Below are 16,428 nucleotides of genomic sequence, written 5' to 3'. Positions count from 1 at the left end.
ACGACCGAGCAATGACGCAGTCCCGGGTGCGCGCAAGGGCGGCCCTTCGGGTTGGCGCTGCAAGGCCGCCATCTTCGCGCCGCGCGGCTTGACCTGACGGCCAGTCAGGCCTGCGCCACGCGGCGCAAACCTGACGGCCTTGCAGCGCCAACGCGACCCACCCAGGAGTTGATGACAGGCCCTAGCCCTTCCGCGGATCCTCGCGCAGGCTGAAGCCCAGCAGGATGCCGACCAGCGTCAGATAGGCGCCGCCGCTGAGCTGGTGGGCCCACATCGACTGGCTCAGCCCGCACAGCACGAAGGACACCACCGTCATCAGCCCGGCCAGCGCGGCGCTGCGCGAGCGGCGCGGGAACGGCCGCATCCGCAGCTGGCGTACGAACAGCCAAGCCGGCACCCCGTACAGCGCCAGCAGCGCGACGATGCCGGGAATGCCCATGGTCGCGCCCCATTCGGGGAAGTCGCTGTGCGCGTGGTCCAGGTCGCACCAGCTCAGCGGCTCGGGCGGCTGGCACTCGGGCGAGGCCAGCACCACGCGTTCGAAATGCCCCACGCCCACGCCGGTCCACGGCTGGCGCTGGAGCTCGTCCACGGCCATGCCGATCAGCTCGATGCGCGCCCCGGAGGACGAATCCGCATCGCCCACCGCATAGCGCTGGATGTCGCCGCGCAGTTCCTCCACCCGCTGGCTGACATGCGGCAGCAGCGCGGCCAGGGCCACGACCGCCAGCCCCGCCAGCGCCAGGAATTCCCAGCGTCGCGCCTTGCCGCCGTTGGCGCGCGAGATCAGCGCGATGACCAGCACCAGCAGCGCCGCCGGCCAGGCCCCGCGCGTGCCGCTCAGCACCACCGTCACCAGGCCGGCGCAGGTGGCCGCGATGGTCAGCAGCAGCCGCCCGGACGGCCGCAGAAACACCACCAGCCCCATCAGCAGCACCGTCAGGTCGCCGAAGGTGATGGCATTGATCCAGCCATCGGAGCGGGCCACGCCCTGCCACAGCTGGACCAGCGCCACCGCGCAGGCGCCGAACAGGCCCAGCACCGCGCCGCTCCACAGCGCCGCCCGCGGCGGCGCCAGGCCGATCACCAGCAGCATGGCCAGTGGCATCACCAGCACGCGTCCGCGGTTGCCAGCCTCGCTCCAGCGGTCGTGGTGGATCAGCGTCGAGGTGCTCACCACCACGGCGACCAGCGCCACGGCCAGGAGCATCCACAGCAGCGGCCGGCCGGCATCCAAGCGCGCCGCCCAGATCCGGTCCGGCGCCAGCAGCACCGCCAGCAGCGTGCACACCGCCGCCGGCAACAGGCCGAGGGGCGTGGCGATCAGGCAGAACGGCAGCAGCACCAGGGCCAGCGTGTACAGCGCGCGCGCGGCGCGCAGCCGCGGCGAGGCGGGAAAGGGCTGGAACCGCAGCGATGTCCGCTCAGGCGCGTTCGGCATCGGGCCCGTGTACGCCAGTCATCCACAACATCGCGTTACTCACCCTGGGCCTCGACCTGCGCCTTGCGCGCCGAATCGTCGAACGGAATCTCCGGCGAGGCCGGACAGCCCGTGCGCGCGGCCATCGGCACCAGCCACCAGCCGCGGCGACCGGCCTGCCCCGCGTGCCGGGCCACGCCGCGGTCGATGCAGGCCGGCAGGGCGATGTCCTGAACCAGCAGCCAGCGCCGCTGCGGCGCCTGCGCCTGCCAGGCCAGGCCCTCGCGCAGCTGGTCCTTCCACAGCTTGCGGAAGCCGAAGGTGGTGGTGTTGGACTGGCTCATGAGCAGGTTCTGCTCCTTCCAGGCCACCAGGCCCAGCTCGGCCTGCGGACCGATGGCCTGGGCCACCTCGCGCATCACCCCACGCGCGGAGCTTGAATCGTTGAGCAACGGGCACACCACCATCCCGTACAGGACCCAGGTCGCGCCCAGGGTCGAGCACATCGCCACCGCCGGCCGTCGCCAGAACGCCAGCAGGCTGCCCAGGCCCCAGGTGCCGATCGCCACCAGGATCCAGGCCAGCGCATGGGTCGCGGCCTGGTCCAGGTCGCGGTCGCGATGCAGGCCGCGTTCGAAAGAGGGCTCGCCGGTCAGCATCGCGATGCCCATCCCCAGCGTGGCCAGCACCAGCACCGCGGTGAACGCATGCAGCACCCCGCGCACGTCGCGCCGCCGCAGCAGGCCCGGCAGCAGCGGCGCCAGCGCCAGGCACAGCATCGGCAGCGCCGGCATGATGTAGACGTCGCGTTTGCCGTGCGGGATGGAGAAGAACACCATCACGATCAGCCACCACGCAAGCGGCACCAGATAGCGCGGATCGCGGCGCAGGCGCAGGCGCCGCGCCCACGGCGCGATCGCCCAGGGCAGCGCCAGGATGGTCGGCGCCCACATCAGCAGCACCTGCAGGAAATACCACCACGGCTGCGGGTGGTCCCAGGAGCGCGCATAGCGCTTGGCGGTCTGCCGCAGCAGGATGTCGTTGAGGTAGGCGCGGTGTTCCGGATCGCCCGACAGCAGCACCGTGGTCACCATCGGCACCAGCCAGATCGACACCGCCACCAGGAAGGCCAGCGGCCCCAGCCAGAAGCGCCGGTCGCCGGCCCACACCTTGACCCCAGGCCAGCCGCGCACCGAGATCACCGCCGCCGGCACGATGCTCAGCAGCGCCAGGAAGCCCACGCCCTTGGTGATCGTGCCCAGGCCGGCGAAGAACCAGCCCAGCACCCACATCTTCCAGTCCGGCCCCTTGAGCAGATGCCGCAGCAGGCCGTAGTTGGCCAGTGTGATCATGCCCAGCACCAGCGCGTCGATCTGCGCGCGCTTGGCCTGATAAGTGAACTGGAAGGCGAACAGCAGCGCCCAGCCCGCGTACAGCCCGACCTTGCGCGTCCACAGCCGCTGGCCCAGATCCTTGACGCACCAGATCGCGCCCAGCGTGGCCAGCAGCGAGGGCATCAGGAAGGCCACGCGCCAGTTGCCGGTGAGCAGGAAGAACAGCCCCTCCAGCCACATCAGCATCGGCGGCTTGTCCGAGTACAGCTCCACGCCGCGATGCGGGAACAGCCAGTCGCCGCTCTCCACCATGTGCTTGGCGACCAGTGTGAAGCGCGGCTCGTCGGCCGGCCACGGATCGCGCAGGCCGATGCCCGCACCGATGACCAGCAAGGCGGTGATGAACAGCAACCAGGTATCGAGCGAGCGGGTCTTGGCGTAAGTCATGGGACGCATGGCGCGGGATGATAGCGAGGCGATGTCGGAACGCCGTGGTGAGGCGAGGCGCGCCGTCGGCTCAGGCGGCGGCCTTGCGCAGACGGGCATAGAAGAAGCCATCCATGCCGTCCTCGCCGGTCAGGCGCTGGCGCCCGCCGCCGCTGGGGTGGCCGAAGGCTTCACCCGGATCGTGCAGCTGCGCGGCGTCGTGACGCGCGAGGAAGGCCTCGATCTGCTCGGCGTTCTCCGCGGCCAGCAGCGAGCAGGTCGCATACACCAGCGTGCCGCCCGGCGCGAGCACCGCCCAGGCCGCGTCCAGCAGGCGCGCCTGCAGCGCGGTCAGCGCGGCGATGTCCTCGGGCCGGCGATGCAGCAGCACGTCGGGCTGGCGGCGCACGATGCCGGTGGCCGAGCACGGCGCGTCCAGCAGCACGGCATCGAACGGCACCCCGTCCCACCAGACGCTCGGATTGCTGGCGTCGGCCGCCTTGAGCGTGGCCGTCGCGCCGACGCGCTGCAGGGTCTGTTCGACCCGGCGCAGGCGGCGCGCATCCACATCGAGCGCCGTCAGCCGCAGGCCCGGCTGGCGTTCGAGCAGATGCGCGGCCTTGCCGCCGGGCGCGGCGCAGGCGTCCAGCACCCGCGCCTGGTCGGCCAGGGCGAACAGATCGGCGACCTGCTGGGCCGAGCCGTCCTGGACCGACACCACGCCCGAGTCGAAGCCCGGCAGGCCGCCGACGGCGGTCGATTCGGCCAGCCGCAGGCCGTCGGGCAAGGCGGCGACGGTCTCGGCCTGGATCCCGGCCTCGGCCAGCTGCGTGCGATAGGCGTCGCGGCCGCTCATGCGCCGGTTGACCCGCAGCCACAGCGGCGCGGCCTGCGCGCTGGCGGCGAAGAGCGCATCGGCCTGCGCTGGCCAATCGGTGCGGATGCGCTGCTGCAGCCACTGCGGCCAGGCCGCCGACGCATCGGCCGCCGGCACGCCTTCGCGCTGGGCGCGGCGCAGCAGCGCGTTGACCATGCCGGCCTGGTGCGGCCGGCCCAGCGTGCGCGCCGCCTCGACCGTGGCCGACAGCGCCGCGTGCGCCGGCAGCTGCAGCGCGTCGAGCTGGGCCAGGCCGGCCAGCAGCAGCGCGCGCAGTTCGTTGTCCCTGGCCTGCAGCGGGCGCGGCATCCAGCCGCTCAGCGCCGCGTTGTAGGCCGTGCGCCGGCGCAGCGCGGCGAAGCAGATCGCCTCGAGCAGCGCGCGATCGCGCGGATCGGCCAGCTGCGGCAGCGCGGTGGCCAGCTCGGCCTTGAGCGAGCGGCCGCGATGCAGCACCGCGTCCAGCACGCGGGCAGCCGTGACCCGCACCACCACGCCGGCCTGGCTGCTCATGCGCCGGACAGATCGCGGCGCGCGTTGAGGTAGTCGGCGGCGGTGATCGCCTTGCCGCCCTCGCGCTGGACCACGCGCAGGCGCAGCGCACCCTGACCACAGGCGATGTCCAGGCCCTGGCGGGTGGCGGCCAGCAGCGTGCCGGGCGCGGCGTTATGGGCCAGGTCGATGGCGATGGCGCCGTGGATGCGCAGGCGTTCGCCGGCCACCTGGCCTTCCGCGATCGGCCATGGCACGAAGGCGCGCACCTTGCGCGCCAGCACCTGCGCCGGCTGGGTCCAGTCCAGCCGCGCCTCGGCCTTGTCCAGCTTGTGCGCGTAGGTCACCCCTTCCGCGGGCTGCGGCCGCGGCACCGGACGCATGTCGGCGCGCAGCAGGCCCAGGCCGTCGGCCAGCACCTGCCCGCCCAGCTCGGCCAGGCGGTCGTGCAGCTGGCCGCCGGTGTCGGTCTCGGAGATCGGCGTGGACAGCGACAGCAGCACCGGCCCGGTGTCCAGGCCGGCCTCCATCTGCATCAGGCACACGCCGCTCTCGGTGTCGCCGGCCTCGATGGCGCGCTGGATCGGCGCGGCGCCGCGCCAGCGCGGCAGCAGCGAGGCGTGCACGTTCCAGCAGCCGTAGCGCGGGATCTCCAGCACGGCCTTGGGCAGGATCAGGCCGTAGGCGACCACCACCATCACATCCGGCGCCATCAGCCGCAGCGCGGCCTGGGTCTCGGGGTTGCGCAGCGTCTCGGGCTGCAGCACGGGGATGCCGCGCTTGATCGCCTCGAGCTTGACCGGCGAGGCGGTGAGCCCGCGCCCGCGCCCGGCGGGACGGTCGGGCTGGGTGTAGACGGCGACCACTTCATTGTGGCGCACGGCCGCGCGCAGCGACGGCACGGCGAAATCCGGCGTGCCGGCAAAAACGATCTTCATGCGGAGAGGCGCAACTCTGGGTTCGGAGCGAAAGACGGGGGACGCGTGCGTGGCTGATGCGTCGGCAGGACCGACCGGCCGGTTCCCAGGTCCGAAGACCCGCGCCCCGGCGTCATCTCATGCCGCATTCCGTCGCGCCTTGGCCAGCTTCTTCTTGACCATCTCGCGCTTGAGCGGGGACAGGTAATCGACGAACAGCTTGCCGTCCAGGTGGTCCATCTCGTGCTGGATGCACACCGCCAGCAGGCCGTCCACGCGCAGCTGCTGCGCCTCGCCGGTGCGGTCGAGGAACTTCACCGTGATCGCATCGGCGCGGGTCACGTCGGCGAAGATCCCGGGCACCGACAGGCAGCCCTCCTGGTAGACCTGCTCGCCGGCCTTGTCCAGGATCTCCGGGTTGATGAACACCTGCGGGGCGTTCCTCTCCTCGCTCACGTCGATGACCATGAAGCGCTGGTGCACGTCCACCTGACTGGCGGCCAGGCCAATGCCCGGTGCCTCGTACATGGTCTCGAACATGTCGTCGAGCAGGGTCTGGAACGCCGGTTCGGCGATCTGCTCCGCGCGCACGGGCACCGCCTTGGTGCGCAGGCGCGGATCGGGGAATTCGAGGATGGGCAACTGGGCCATGGCGAGCACCTGGTGGGGAGGCCGGGATGCGGTCCGGCGACGGACCGCACATTGTAGGGCTTGTCCTCCAGCACCGGGTAGGCCGCGTCGGGCCGGCAGGGCAGTCGAGCGCAGCGCATGACGCGGGACGGACCGTAGCGCATTTCACAGCGCGCCTCTCGACCGTGGCCGTCCTGCCGACTCAACCCGAAGGGCCACCCCCGGGAGCAGGCCTGTGACGGCGTCATTGCTCGGTCGTGGACCCAAGTCCACTTCCTCGCGCTTCCTTGTCCCGGGCGCGCCCGAGGGCGGCGAGACCCACCCGCCGCCAGAGGACAAGCCCCCGCGCAGCGCCCCCCCACCATCGCTTGCGTCGGCGGGCTTTTTCTGGACTATAGTGGCGACCACCTGTAGGGGAATCAGGTACATACCGCCATGTTCAAACAATGCCGCACAGCTGTGGCTGTCGCGTTCCTGACCCTTGCCGCCTTCGCCACGGCCCAAGAATTCGCCGGCAACCACCCCGACACCTACGTGGTGCGCAAGGGCGACACGCTGTGGGATATCTCGGCGCGCTTCCTCAAGAAGCCCTGGCTGTGGCCGGAGATCTGGCAGGCCAACCCGCAGATCGCCAACCCGCACCTTATCTACCCCGGCGATGTGATCAGCCTGGCCTATCTGGACCGCGTGGCCCAGGCCCAGGTCAAGCCGGGCCCGCGTCAGGACGCGCCGATCACCGGCGTGCCGCTGTCGGACATCGAGCCCTTCCTGCGCCACCTGCGCGTGGTCGACAGCATCGACGATCTGCCCTACATCGCCGGCCTGCAGGACGACCGCCTGCGCGCCTTCGGCGGCCAGGACGTCTATGCCGTCGACCTGGAAGCCCCGCAGGTCGGCCAGCGCTACGCCGTGGTGCGGCCGACCAAGTACTACGACGAGCCCAAGCCCAGCACCGACCTGGATTACCGCGGCGAGCGCACGCTCGGCGAGGGCAACCTGTGGAAGGAGTTCCAGGCCCCGAACGACAACGACGACTTCCTCGGCTACGAGCTGGAGCAGATGGCCATCGGCACCGTCACCGCGGTCGATCCGGAGGGCAACGCCACCACGCTGCATCTGGAAGGCAATGGTCGCGAGGTCCGCGCCGGCGATCGCCTGATCCCGGTCGAGGCCCAGCCCTTCGACCTGCAGTTCTTCCCGCATCCGCCGCGCACCCCGCTGGTGGACGGCAAGGTGCGCATCATGTCGATCTCCGACACGCTGTCCTACGGCGGCGCGCACGACGTGGTCGCCCTGTCCGGCGGTAGCCGCGAAGGCCTGGACAACGGCACGGTGCTGTCGGTGTGGCGCCCGGGCAGCTACAAGCTCGACCCGTTCAAGGGCTCGACCTCGCGCATCGCCGAGACCAAGAAGCCGGGCCAGGGCCGCAACAAGCTGCCCGACCAGTACACCGCGCACGTGATGATCTTCAAGACCTACGAGAAGGTCAGCTACGGCCTGATCATGGAAGGCTCAGCGCCCTCGCGCGTGGGCTACTTCCTGCGCGACCCGGACGCCGGCATGCCGAACACGGCCACCGCCAGCGTCGACTGATCCGACTTTTCCTACGCAACACCACGACGGCGCCCGAGGGCGCCGTCGTCGTTTCCTGGGCCACGCTGGCGGCCATGGACGATGAAGACACCCGCGCCTGGCTGGCCCTGGTGCTCGCGGGCGGCGCCACCGCGCCACGCCGGCAGCTGGTCGAGACCCATGGCAGCGCCGCCGCCGCGCTGGCCGCCGGGCCCTCGGCCTGGAGCCAGGCCGGGCTGGAGGCCAAGCGCTGTGCGCGCCTGGCCGCCCCCTGCGCCGCGGCCCTGGCGCGCTGCCTGGCCTGGCTGGCCGGGCCGCGGCGGCGCCTGCTCCATTGGGGGCATGCCGACTACCCACCGCTGCTGGCACAGACGGTCTCGCCGCCGCTGGCGCTGTTCGTCGAAGGCGACGCCGACCTGCTCTGGCACCCCGGCGTGGCGGTGGTCGGCAGCCGCGCGCCCACCGCCGGAGGCCGCGACAACGCCGCCGACTTCGCCCATGCGCTGGCCTCGGCCGGCTGGGCGGTGCTCAGCGGCATGGCCGCCGGCATCGACGCCGCCGCGCACGAGGCCGCGCTGGCGGTAGCCGATGGGCGCACGGTGGCGGTGGTCGGCACCGGGCCGGACCTGGCCTATCCGGCCGGCCACGCCCGCCTGCGCGCGCGCCTGGCCGAGCGCGGCGCGGTGGTCAGCGAGTTCCCGCCCGGCACGCGGGCGCGGGCGCCGCACTTCCCCAGCCGCAACCGGGTCCTGGCCGGGCTGGCGCTGGGCACCGTGGTGATCGAGGCGGCCGAGCGTTCAGGCGCGCTGATCACCGCCCGCCTGGCGGCCGAGGCCGGACGCGAGGTCTTCGCCCTGCCCGGTTCGATCCACAACCCGATGGCGCGCGGCTGCCATCGCCTGATCCGCGACGGGGCGACCCTGATCGAGCACCCCCGGGAAATCCTCGAAGGCCTGGCCCAGGCCGCCGGCGACCTGGCCAGGGGCCTTGCGGCACCCGGCGGCCGCCCCCATCCAGGGGACGATCCCGCCAGGACGCACCTGGACCCCGACTACCAGCGCTTGTGGGAAGCGCTTGGCCACGACCCAACCGGTATGGATCAACTCGTCGCGCGGACCCGATTGACGACCGCTGAAGTGTCCTCCATGCTGCTGGTCATGGAACTGGATGGGCAGGTGGCGGTCCAACATGGCCGTTACGCACGCAGATCGTAGTTTTCCCACCTCCACAGTGCTTTTGAGCACAGGCCGAGGGCAATGAAAGAGAGCATCCTGGACGTCCTGCTATACCTGTTCGAACATTACTTCACCGAAGACGCCGATCCGGTCCGCGACCGCGACTCCCTCCAGAACGGCCTGATCCAGGCCGGTTTCAGCCCCACCGAAATCAATAAAGCCTTCGACTGGCTCGATGCGCTGGCCGAGCAGCGGCCCAGTGCCGGCGAGCCGCGCGTGGACGGCCCGATCCGCATCTTCCACGGCCTGGAGCTTGAGAAGCTGGACGTGGAAGGCCGCGGCTTCCTGATGTTCCTCGAGCAGCACGGCATCCTGGACGCCGACCAGCGCGAGCTGGTGCTGGACCGCGCCATGGCGCTGGACCAGGACGAACTGGATCTGGACGACCTCAAGTGGGTCGTGCTGATGGTGCTGTTCAACCAGCCGGGGTCGGAAGCGGCCTACGCCTGGATGGAAACCCAGATGTTCGCCGACGAGCCGGAGCCGGTGCACTGACCGATCAACCGGCCTGCGCCCAGGCGCAGGCCGCGCAGGGACGCGGGGAGAATCGATGAGTCAGTGGTATTACCGGCACGAGGCCCGGACCGAGGGTCCGGTGCCGACCGAAGACATCCTGCGTCTGCTGCGCGACGGGACGCTCGGCCAGCAATCGCTGCTATGGCGCGAAGGTCTGGCCCAATGGCACCCGCTGTCGACCCTGCGGCCCGAGCTGGGCCTGGGTCCTGCGCTTCCGCCCGCCCCTCCGCCGCTGGCGGCCGCGTCCTCAGCCCAGCGCACGCCCGCCCGGCGCGGCCTGTCCGGCTGGGCGATCGCCGCGATCGTCGCGCTGGCCTGCCTTGCGCCGATCGCCGTCCTGGCCGCCATCGCGTTCCCCGCTTACCAGGACTACCTCACCCGATCAGTGATCGCCCAGGCCCTGAGCGAGGCGGCACCGGTGCAGGCGCAGGTCCAGCAGGCCATCGCCCAGGCACCGTCGGGATCCTGTCCGGCCAATGGCCAGCCGCCTTTCCGCGCACCTGGCGATTACGCAGGGCGCGCGGTCTCGGCGATCACAATCGGCAAGTTCCCGGCCAGCGGCGCCTGCGGGCTGGAGATCGTCCTGCGCAGGCCCGGACAGGCGCGCCTGGACGGCAAACGGATCTGGCTGGAAGCCGATGGCGCGGGCGGCTGGCGCTGCCGCTCGGAACTGCCGCGCCGCCAGCTGCCGGCCCAGTGCCGCGCCGGCGGGCGCTAGCGCCCCTCCCGGGCAGGGCCTGGGTTCGCCCACCCGCCTGGGTTAACGTGGCGCCCGGGGAATTGGAAGCAACACGGGGATCGCATGTCGAACTGGTACTACGCAGACCGTGACCGCCAGCGTCACGGCCCGATGGACGCGGCCGCGCTGGCCCAGGCCTTCAACGCCGGCCGCATCGGCCAGGACGCGCTGGTCTGGCGCGAAGGGCTGCCCGACTGGCAGCCGCTGGGCCGGCACGCGGCCGAGCTGGGCCTGCTGGGCGACGCGCCGGTCGCGCCGCCGCCGGCGGAGCCGGCGCCATTCGCCGCCGAACCCACCCCGCCCGCCAACGCCGACTGGCGCTCGGCCGTACCAGGGGCCACGGTCGAACCGGCCTCGCCCTACGCCGCCCCGCGCGCCACCATCGCCCGCGAGCAGGACGTGGTCGACGGCGGCGAGATCGTCTACGCCGGCTTCCTCAAGCGCTTCGCCGCCTCGATGCTGGACGGCCTGATCGTCGGCGCGGTGATGCTGGCGGTGCTGGCGATCGTGGTGGCGGTCATGGGCATCGGCGGCCATCTGTTCTCGGACATGGAGGCCGGGCGCGCGCCGATGCTGGGCGTGACCTTCGTCCTGCTGTTCTACCTGGTGCCCTTCCTTGTGCAGGCGGCTTATTTCACCCTGATGCACGCCTCCGGCAGCCAGGCCACGCTGGGCAAGCTGGCGGTGGGCATCAAGGTGGTGCGCTCCAACGGCGAGCGGATCTCGGTGTTGCGCAGCTTCGGCCGGTTCGCCGGGCTGGTGCTGCTGGGCGCGGTGACCTGCAACCTGACCCTGCTCGCCTCGGCCATCATGAGCGGCATCACCGCGCGCAAGCAGGGCCTGCACGACATGATGAGCGACACCCTGGTGGTGGACCGCTGGGCCTTCACCGCCCACCCCGAACGCCAGCGCCGCGAGCTGGGCGCGGTGACCATCACCATGCTGGTCCTGGCCGGTCTGGTGCTGCTCGGCTACGTGGCCATCATGGTGTTCGCGGGCATCGGTGCGGCCATGAGCCACCGGTGAGCCGCGACCGGGCCGGCTTGACAGCCGGACCATGGCCGTGATTCCACTATAAAAAGCCACAAGCTGAACGCCCGGGGCCGAAAGGACCGGGCGTCGCCTTCTGTCCTCCCCCGATCTGCCCCACACTCGCCGCCCCGCACGGCCCGCATCGAACCTCCCCAGCCAATGCCCAAGCACCTGCTCATCGTCGAGTCGCCCGCCAAGGCCAAGACGATCAACAAATACCTCGGCAAGGACTTCACCGTCCTGGCCAGCTACGGGCATGTGCGCGACCTGGTGCCCAAGGAGGGCGCGGTCGATCCGGACAACGGCTTCGCCATGCGCTACGACCTGATCGAAAAGAACGAGAAGCACGTCGATGCGATCGCCAAGGCGGCCAAGGCGGCCGACGACATCTATCTCGCGACCGACCCGGACCGCGAGGGCGAGGCGATCAGCTGGCACATCGCCGAGATCCTGAAGGAACGCAACCTGGTCCAGGGCAAGCCCATGCACCGGGTGGTATTCACCGAGATCACGCCGCGCGCGATCAAGGAGGCCATGACCAAGCCGCGCAGCATCGCCGCCGACCTGGTCGATGCGCAGCAGGCGCGCCGCGCGCTGGACTACCTGGTGGGCTTCAACCTCTCGCCGGTGCTGTGGCGCAAGGTGCAGCGCGGCCTGTCGGCCGGCCGCGTGCAGAGCCCGGCGCTGCGCATGATCGTCGAGCGCGAGGAGGAGATCGAAGCCTTCGTCGCCCGCGAGTACTGGTCCATCGCCGCCGAGTGCGCGCATCCCAGCCAGCATTTCAGCGCCAAGCTGGTGAAGCTGGACGGGCAGAAGTTCGAGCAGTTCACGGTCACCGACGGCGACACGGCCGAGGCCGCGCGCCTGCGCATCCAGCAGGCCGCGCAGGGCTCGCTGCATGTCACCGACGTGGCGAGCAAGGAGCGCAAGCGTCGCCCCGCCCCGCCGTTCACCACCTCGACCCTGCAGCAGGAGGCCTCGCGCAAGCTGGGCTTCACCACGCGCAAGACCATGCAGGTGGCGCAGAAGCTGTACGAGGGCGTGGCCATCGGCGAGGAAGGCACGGTCGGCCTGATCTCCTACATGCGTACCGACTCGGTGAACCTCTCGCAGGACGCGCTGGACGAGATCCGCGACGTCATCGCCCGCGACTACGGCACCGCCTCGCTGCCGGACAAGCCCAACACCTACCAGACCAAGTCCAAGAACGCCCAGGAAGCGCACGAAGCCGTGCGCCCGACCTCGGCCCTGCGCACGCCCGCGCAGGTGTCGCGCTACCTGTCCGACGACGAGCGCCGCCTGTACGAGCTGATCTGGAAGCGCGCGGTGGCCTGCCAGATGATCCCGGCCACGCTCAACACGGTCAGCGTCGAGCTGGCCGCCGGCAGCCAGCACGCCTTCCGCGCCAGCGGCACCACCGTGGTGGTGCCCGGCTTTCTGGCCGTGTACGAGGAAGGCAAGGACACCAAGAGCGCCGAGGACGAGGACGAAGGCCGCAAGCTGCCGGCGATGAAGCCGGGCGACACGGTGCCGCTGGACCGCATCAACGCCGAGCAGCACTTCACCCAGCCGCCGCCGCGCTTCACCGAAGCGGCGCTGGTCAAGGCGCTGGAGGAGTACGGCATCGGCCGTCCCTCCACCTATGCCTCGATCATCCAGACCCTGATCTTCCGCAAGTACGTGGAGATGGAAGGCCGCAGCTTCCGGCCTTCCGATGTCGGCCGGGCGGTCAGCAAGTTCCTGTCCGGGCACTTCACCCGCTACGTGGACTACGACTTCACCGCCAAGATGGAAGACGAGCTGGATGCGGTCAGCCGCGGCGAGGAGGACTGGGTGCCGCTGATGACGCGCTTCTGGGAGCCCTTCATCCAGCTGGTGGACGAGAAGAAGGAATCGGTCGACCGCGCCGAGGCCAGCGGCGCGCGCGAGCTGGGCACCGATCCCAAGACCGGCAAGCCGGTCAGCGTGCGGCTGGGCCGGTTCGGGCCGTACGCGGCCATCGGCAGCACCGCCGAGGACGCCGAGGAGAAGCCCAAGTTCGCCTCGCTGCGCCCGGGCCAGTCGATGCACACCATCACCCTGGACGAGGCGCTGGAGCTGTTCCTGATGCCGCGCGCGCTGGGCCAGGACAAGGGCGAGGACGTCAGCGTCGGCATCGGCCGCTTCGGCCCGTTCGCCCGGCGCGGCAACACCTATGCCTCGCTGAAGAAGGAAGACGACCCGTACACGATCGACCTGGCCCGCGCGGTGTTCCTGATCGAGGAGAAGGAAGAGATCGCGCGCAACCGGATCATCAAGGAGTTCGACGGCAGCGATATCCAGGTGCTCAACGGCCGCTTCGGCCCGTACATCTCCGACGGCAAGCTCAACGGCAAGATCCCCAAGGATCGCGAGCCGGCGTCGCTGACGCTGGACGAGGTGGTCAAGCTGCTGGAAGAGACGGGCAAGCCGGTGCGCAAGGGCTTCGGCGCGAAGAAGACCGCGGCCAAGGCGCCGGCCAAAAGCGCCAAGGCCACCAAGGAACCTGCGGCGAAGAAGGCCGCCAAGAAGGCGCCTGCAAAGAAAGCCGCCAAAAAGGCGGTGAAAAAGGTCGCCGCCCAGCCCGAACCGGCCGTGTCGATGCTCTCGTCCAAGGCCATGCCGGTCTCGGGCAAGAAGACCGTGATCAAGAAGAAGCCGGCCGACGACGCCGCACCGTTCTGACGCCATGCCGGTCTCGACCCTGTCCCTGGACGCCGCCGTCGCGCTGCTGCGCGAGGGTGGTGTGCTGGCCTATCCCACCGAAGGCGTGTGGGGCCTGGGCTGCGACCCGCTGTCGCAGCCGGCCGTGATGCGCCTGCTGGCGATCAAGCAGCGCAGCGTCGACAAGGGCCTGATCCTGATCGCCGCCGAGCGCGACCAGCTCGCCCCGCTGCTGGACTGGGACGCGCTGCCGGCCGCGCGCCAGGCCGCGGTGCTCGACAGCTGGCCTGGCGCCAACACCTGGATCGTGCCGGCCTCGCCGCAGGCGCCGCGCTGGGTCACCGGCGTGCACAGCGGCATCGCCGTGCGCGTCACCGCCCGTCCGCAGGTGATCGCGCTGTGCAACGCCTTCGGCGGGCCGCTGGTGTCCACCAGCGCCAACCTGGCTGGCGAGCCGTCGGTGCGCCGGTTCGAGGATCTCGACCTGCGCCTGCTGGCGCGCGTGGACGGCGTGCTGGAAGGCCGCACCGGCGGCCTGGATCGCCCCAGCGTGATCCGCGACGCGCGCACCGGCCAGGTGCTGCGGGACTGAACCGTCACCCCGACGAGACTTCCCGGCCCGCAGGCCAGCGCGCAAGATGCGCGCATGTCGCGCCCACCGCTGCCGCCGCTGTTGCTTGTGCTCGCCGCCCTGGCGGCGAGTGAGGCGGGCGCGGCCGATCCGGTCACGATCTACCGCTGCGTGGGCCGCGACGGCACGGTGACGCTGAGCGACGCCAAGTGCCCGCCGGGCCAGCGCCAGGAAGTGCGCGAGATGCTGCGCCCGCAGGATCCGCCGCCGGTGCCGGCCTCGCCCGCGGCCCCGGCTTCACCAGCCCGCCCCGCCGCCCCACCGGCACCGGCGCAGGTGGTGATCTATCGCACCCCGCCGCGGCCGATGTACCTGTGCACCAGCGACGACGGGCGCAGCTACACCAGCGACAATGGCGACGGGAATCCGCGCCTGGTGCCGCTGTGGTCGCTGGGTTATCCCGGCGGCGGCTGGGGCCCGCCCGGCCATCATCGACCCGGCGGACCGGTGGTGGTCGGCAACACCTGGGTGCGCGACGCCTGTCACCAGCTGCCGCAGGCCGAGGTCTGCGACAGGCTGCGCGACCGGCGCTACGAGATCCAGCGCCAGTACCACAGCGCGCTGCAGAGCGAGCGGCATGCGCTGGACATCGAGCAGCGCGGTCTCGACGCGCGCCTGGACAACGATTGCGGAGCAGGTTGATGGGAGTGAGGAACTGGGCGCGCGTCGCCCTAGCGGCGACGGCGCTGGGCCTGGCGTGGCCGCTGCTGGCGCAGACCACGATCTACCGCTGCACCGATGCCAAGGGCGAGATGACGGTGCAGAACGCGCCGTGCCCGGCCGGGACCAGGGAAGACAAGCGCCAGGTCGGCGAGGTGGCGAGCCGGCCGCTGCCATCTTCGCTGCGCAACGCGCCCGCGCCTGCGGCCGCATCGACGGCGCCGCCCGCGCGCAGCGTCGAGGCGGCGCCGGTCGCGTTGCCTGCTCCTTCCGGGCCACCGCCCGCGCCACTGCACCTGAGCGCCACCCCGGATCCGACCGTGATGCCGCCCGCGCCGACCGGGCCGGCGACGACGATCTACCGCTGCACCGATGCCACCGGCGCGCTGACCGTCCAGAACAGCCCCTGCCCGGCCGGCAGCAAGACCGACAAGCGCGCCGTGCAGGGCGTGGCGAGCATGCCGCTGCCAGGCAACAAGCCCGCCGCCGCAGCGCCGCCGGCGACCGCGGTGCCGGCGGCACAGGCGGGGGCGCCAACCGCGGCGCAGACCGCTCCATTCGCTGCGCCGGCGGCGGGGCGCCAGGGCGCCGAGCGCGCGCGCGATTCGGCCATCGTTCCGGCGGCCGACGACACGCAGGTACTGCAGACGATTCCCGGCATGACGCTGATCCAGGACCCGACCCTGCACAAGGACGACGCGGCCGCCGACGCGCTGGCCGGTCGCAAGCCCGCGCAGGCCAGCCAGGCCGCGGCCGGGCTGGTCACCGGCTCGGCGCCACCGATCCTGTTCCAGTGCACCACCTACGACAGCGGCACCTACCTGACCGAGGAAGCCAACCCGCAGTCGCGCTGCGCGCCGCTGAACACCGTCGGCCTGGACGGCAACCCGGCCGGCGGCGCGGGCCGCGCCTGCGAGGTGATCCACGACGTCTGCGCCCGCGTGCCCGACCAGCGCCTGTGCGCGGCATGGAACAAGCGCCTGGGCGAGGCCGAGATGGCCTGGCGCTACGCCAAGCCCGAGAACCAGGCCGACAGGAAGGCCGACTACGACCGCGTGCAGCGCATCGTCACCGATGCGCATTGCAAATGAGGCGCGCGGCGGGCGAGTAAGAGCGGACAAGCGCGGATCGAAATAGCGAAGAAGACCCGTCATTTCCGCGAAAGCGGGAAGTGCGTTTCGGCAGGCGCATGCCTGATCACCCAGCGGCTTTCATGCGCAGTGCCGACGTCCATGGATTCTCGCCTTCGCGGGAATGACGGTAGA

General features: G+C 71.3%; 14 protein-coding genes. 9 read left to right on the top strand and 5 right to left on the bottom strand.

The window, feature by feature from the left end; translation table 11 throughout:
• Nucleotides 1–181: 181 nt before the first annotated feature.
• The 5 genes from EAT51_RS18010 to def all read right to left on the bottom strand — a co-directional run bounded on the left by EAT51_RS18010 (nucleotide 182) and on the right by def (nucleotide 6,117).
• Nucleotides 182–1,441, bottom strand: a complete 1,260-nt coding sequence (locus EAT51_RS18010) for an O-antigen ligase family protein (RefSeq protein WP_130516845.1) — start codon at nucleotides 1,439–1,441, stop codon at nucleotides 182–184.
• Between the two features lie 35 nt (nucleotides 1,442–1,476).
• Nucleotides 1,477–3,210, bottom strand: coding sequence for an ArnT family glycosyltransferase (locus EAT51_RS18005; protein WP_130516843.1), 1,734 nt, complete (start codon nucleotides 3,208–3,210; stop codon nucleotides 1,477–1,479).
• Nucleotides 3,211–3,271: 61 nt separating this feature from the next.
• The gene (rsmB, locus tag EAT51_RS18000) at nucleotides 3,272–4,570 is read right to left on the bottom strand and encodes a 16S rRNA (cytosine(967)-C(5))-methyltransferase RsmB (RefSeq protein ID WP_130516841.1); all 1,299 of its coding nucleotides are present in this window, start codon (nucleotides 4,568–4,570) and stop codon (nucleotides 3,272–3,274) included.
• Entirely contained in the window at nucleotides 4,567–5,487 is a 921-nt protein-coding gene (fmt, locus tag EAT51_RS17995; protein WP_130516839.1) for a methionyl-tRNA formyltransferase, read from the bottom strand. Before fmt ends, rsmB begins: the two co-directional genes overlap by 4 nt.
• 117 nt (nucleotides 5,488–5,604) lie before the next feature.
• On the bottom strand, nucleotides 5,605–6,117 hold the full coding sequence (gene def / locus EAT51_RS17990) for a peptide deformylase (protein WP_130516837.1): 513 nt from the start codon (nucleotides 6,115–6,117) through the stop codon (nucleotides 5,605–5,607).
• A 414-nt stretch (nucleotides 6,118–6,531) separates the two neighbouring features.
• On the opposite strand from def, the gene EAT51_RS17985 reads away from it, so the two are divergent.
• From EAT51_RS17985 to EAT51_RS17945, 9 genes are all read left to right on the top strand, one after another.
• Complete coding sequence (locus EAT51_RS17985) at nucleotides 6,532–7,689, top strand: LysM peptidoglycan-binding domain-containing protein (protein WP_130516835.1); 1,158 nt, start codon at nucleotides 6,532–6,534, stop codon at nucleotides 7,687–7,689.
• Between the two features lie 74 nt (nucleotides 7,690–7,763).
• A complete protein-coding gene (gene dprA / locus EAT51_RS17980; RefSeq protein WP_130516833.1) occupies nucleotides 7,764–8,882 on the top strand; it encodes a DNA-processing protein DprA in 1,119 nt (372 codons plus the stop codon).
• Nucleotides 8,883–8,924: 42 nt separating this feature from the next.
• Nucleotides 8,925–9,398 carry a DUF494 family protein gene (locus EAT51_RS17975; protein ID WP_130516831.1) on the top strand — a complete coding sequence of 158 codons (474 nt, stop codon included), beginning with the start codon at nucleotides 8,925–8,927 and terminating at the stop codon, nucleotides 9,396–9,398.
• Nucleotides 9,399–9,453: 55 nt separating this feature from the next.
• Entirely contained in the window at nucleotides 9,454–10,137 is a 684-nt protein-coding gene (locus EAT51_RS17970; protein WP_130516829.1) for a GYF domain-containing protein, read from the top strand.
• 84 nt (nucleotides 10,138–10,221) lie between these two features.
• A complete protein-coding gene (locus tag EAT51_RS17965) occupies nucleotides 10,222–11,184 on the top strand; it encodes an RDD family protein (protein WP_130516827.1) in 963 nt (320 codons plus the stop codon).
• Nucleotides 11,185–11,349: 165 nt separating this feature from the next.
• On the top strand, nucleotides 11,350–13,893 hold the full coding sequence (locus tag EAT51_RS17960; RefSeq protein ID WP_130516825.1) for a DNA topoisomerase I: 2,544 nt from the start codon (nucleotides 11,350–11,352) through the stop codon (nucleotides 13,891–13,893).
• A 4-nt stretch (nucleotides 13,894–13,897) separates the two neighbouring features.
• A complete protein-coding gene (gene tsaC, locus EAT51_RS17955) occupies nucleotides 13,898–14,464 on the top strand; it encodes an L-threonylcarbamoyladenylate synthase type 1 TsaC (RefSeq protein ID WP_130516823.1) in 567 nt (188 codons plus the stop codon).
• 54 nt (nucleotides 14,465–14,518) lie between these two features.
• Nucleotides 14,519–15,145 (top strand): DUF4124 domain-containing protein, encoded by a 627-nt coding sequence (locus EAT51_RS17950; protein WP_130516821.1) that lies wholly within the window; start codon nucleotides 14,519–14,521, stop codon nucleotides 15,143–15,145.
• Complete coding sequence (locus tag EAT51_RS17945) at nucleotides 15,145–16,254, top strand: DUF4124 domain-containing protein (RefSeq protein WP_130516819.1); 1,110 nt, start codon at nucleotides 15,145–15,147, stop codon at nucleotides 16,252–16,254. Before EAT51_RS17950 ends, EAT51_RS17945 begins: the two co-directional genes overlap by 1 nt.
• The last annotated feature ends 174 nt before the right edge of the window (nucleotides 16,255–16,428 follow it).

It is taken from the genome of Pseudoxanthomonas winnipegensis (genome assembly GCF_004283755.1).
Classification (GTDB): domain Bacteria; phylum Pseudomonadota; class Gammaproteobacteria; order Xanthomonadales; family Xanthomonadaceae; genus Pseudoxanthomonas_A; species Pseudoxanthomonas_A winnipegensis.
Note: the sequence above shows the minus strand (reverse complement) of the source record. Positions and strands in the feature narration are given on the sequence as shown.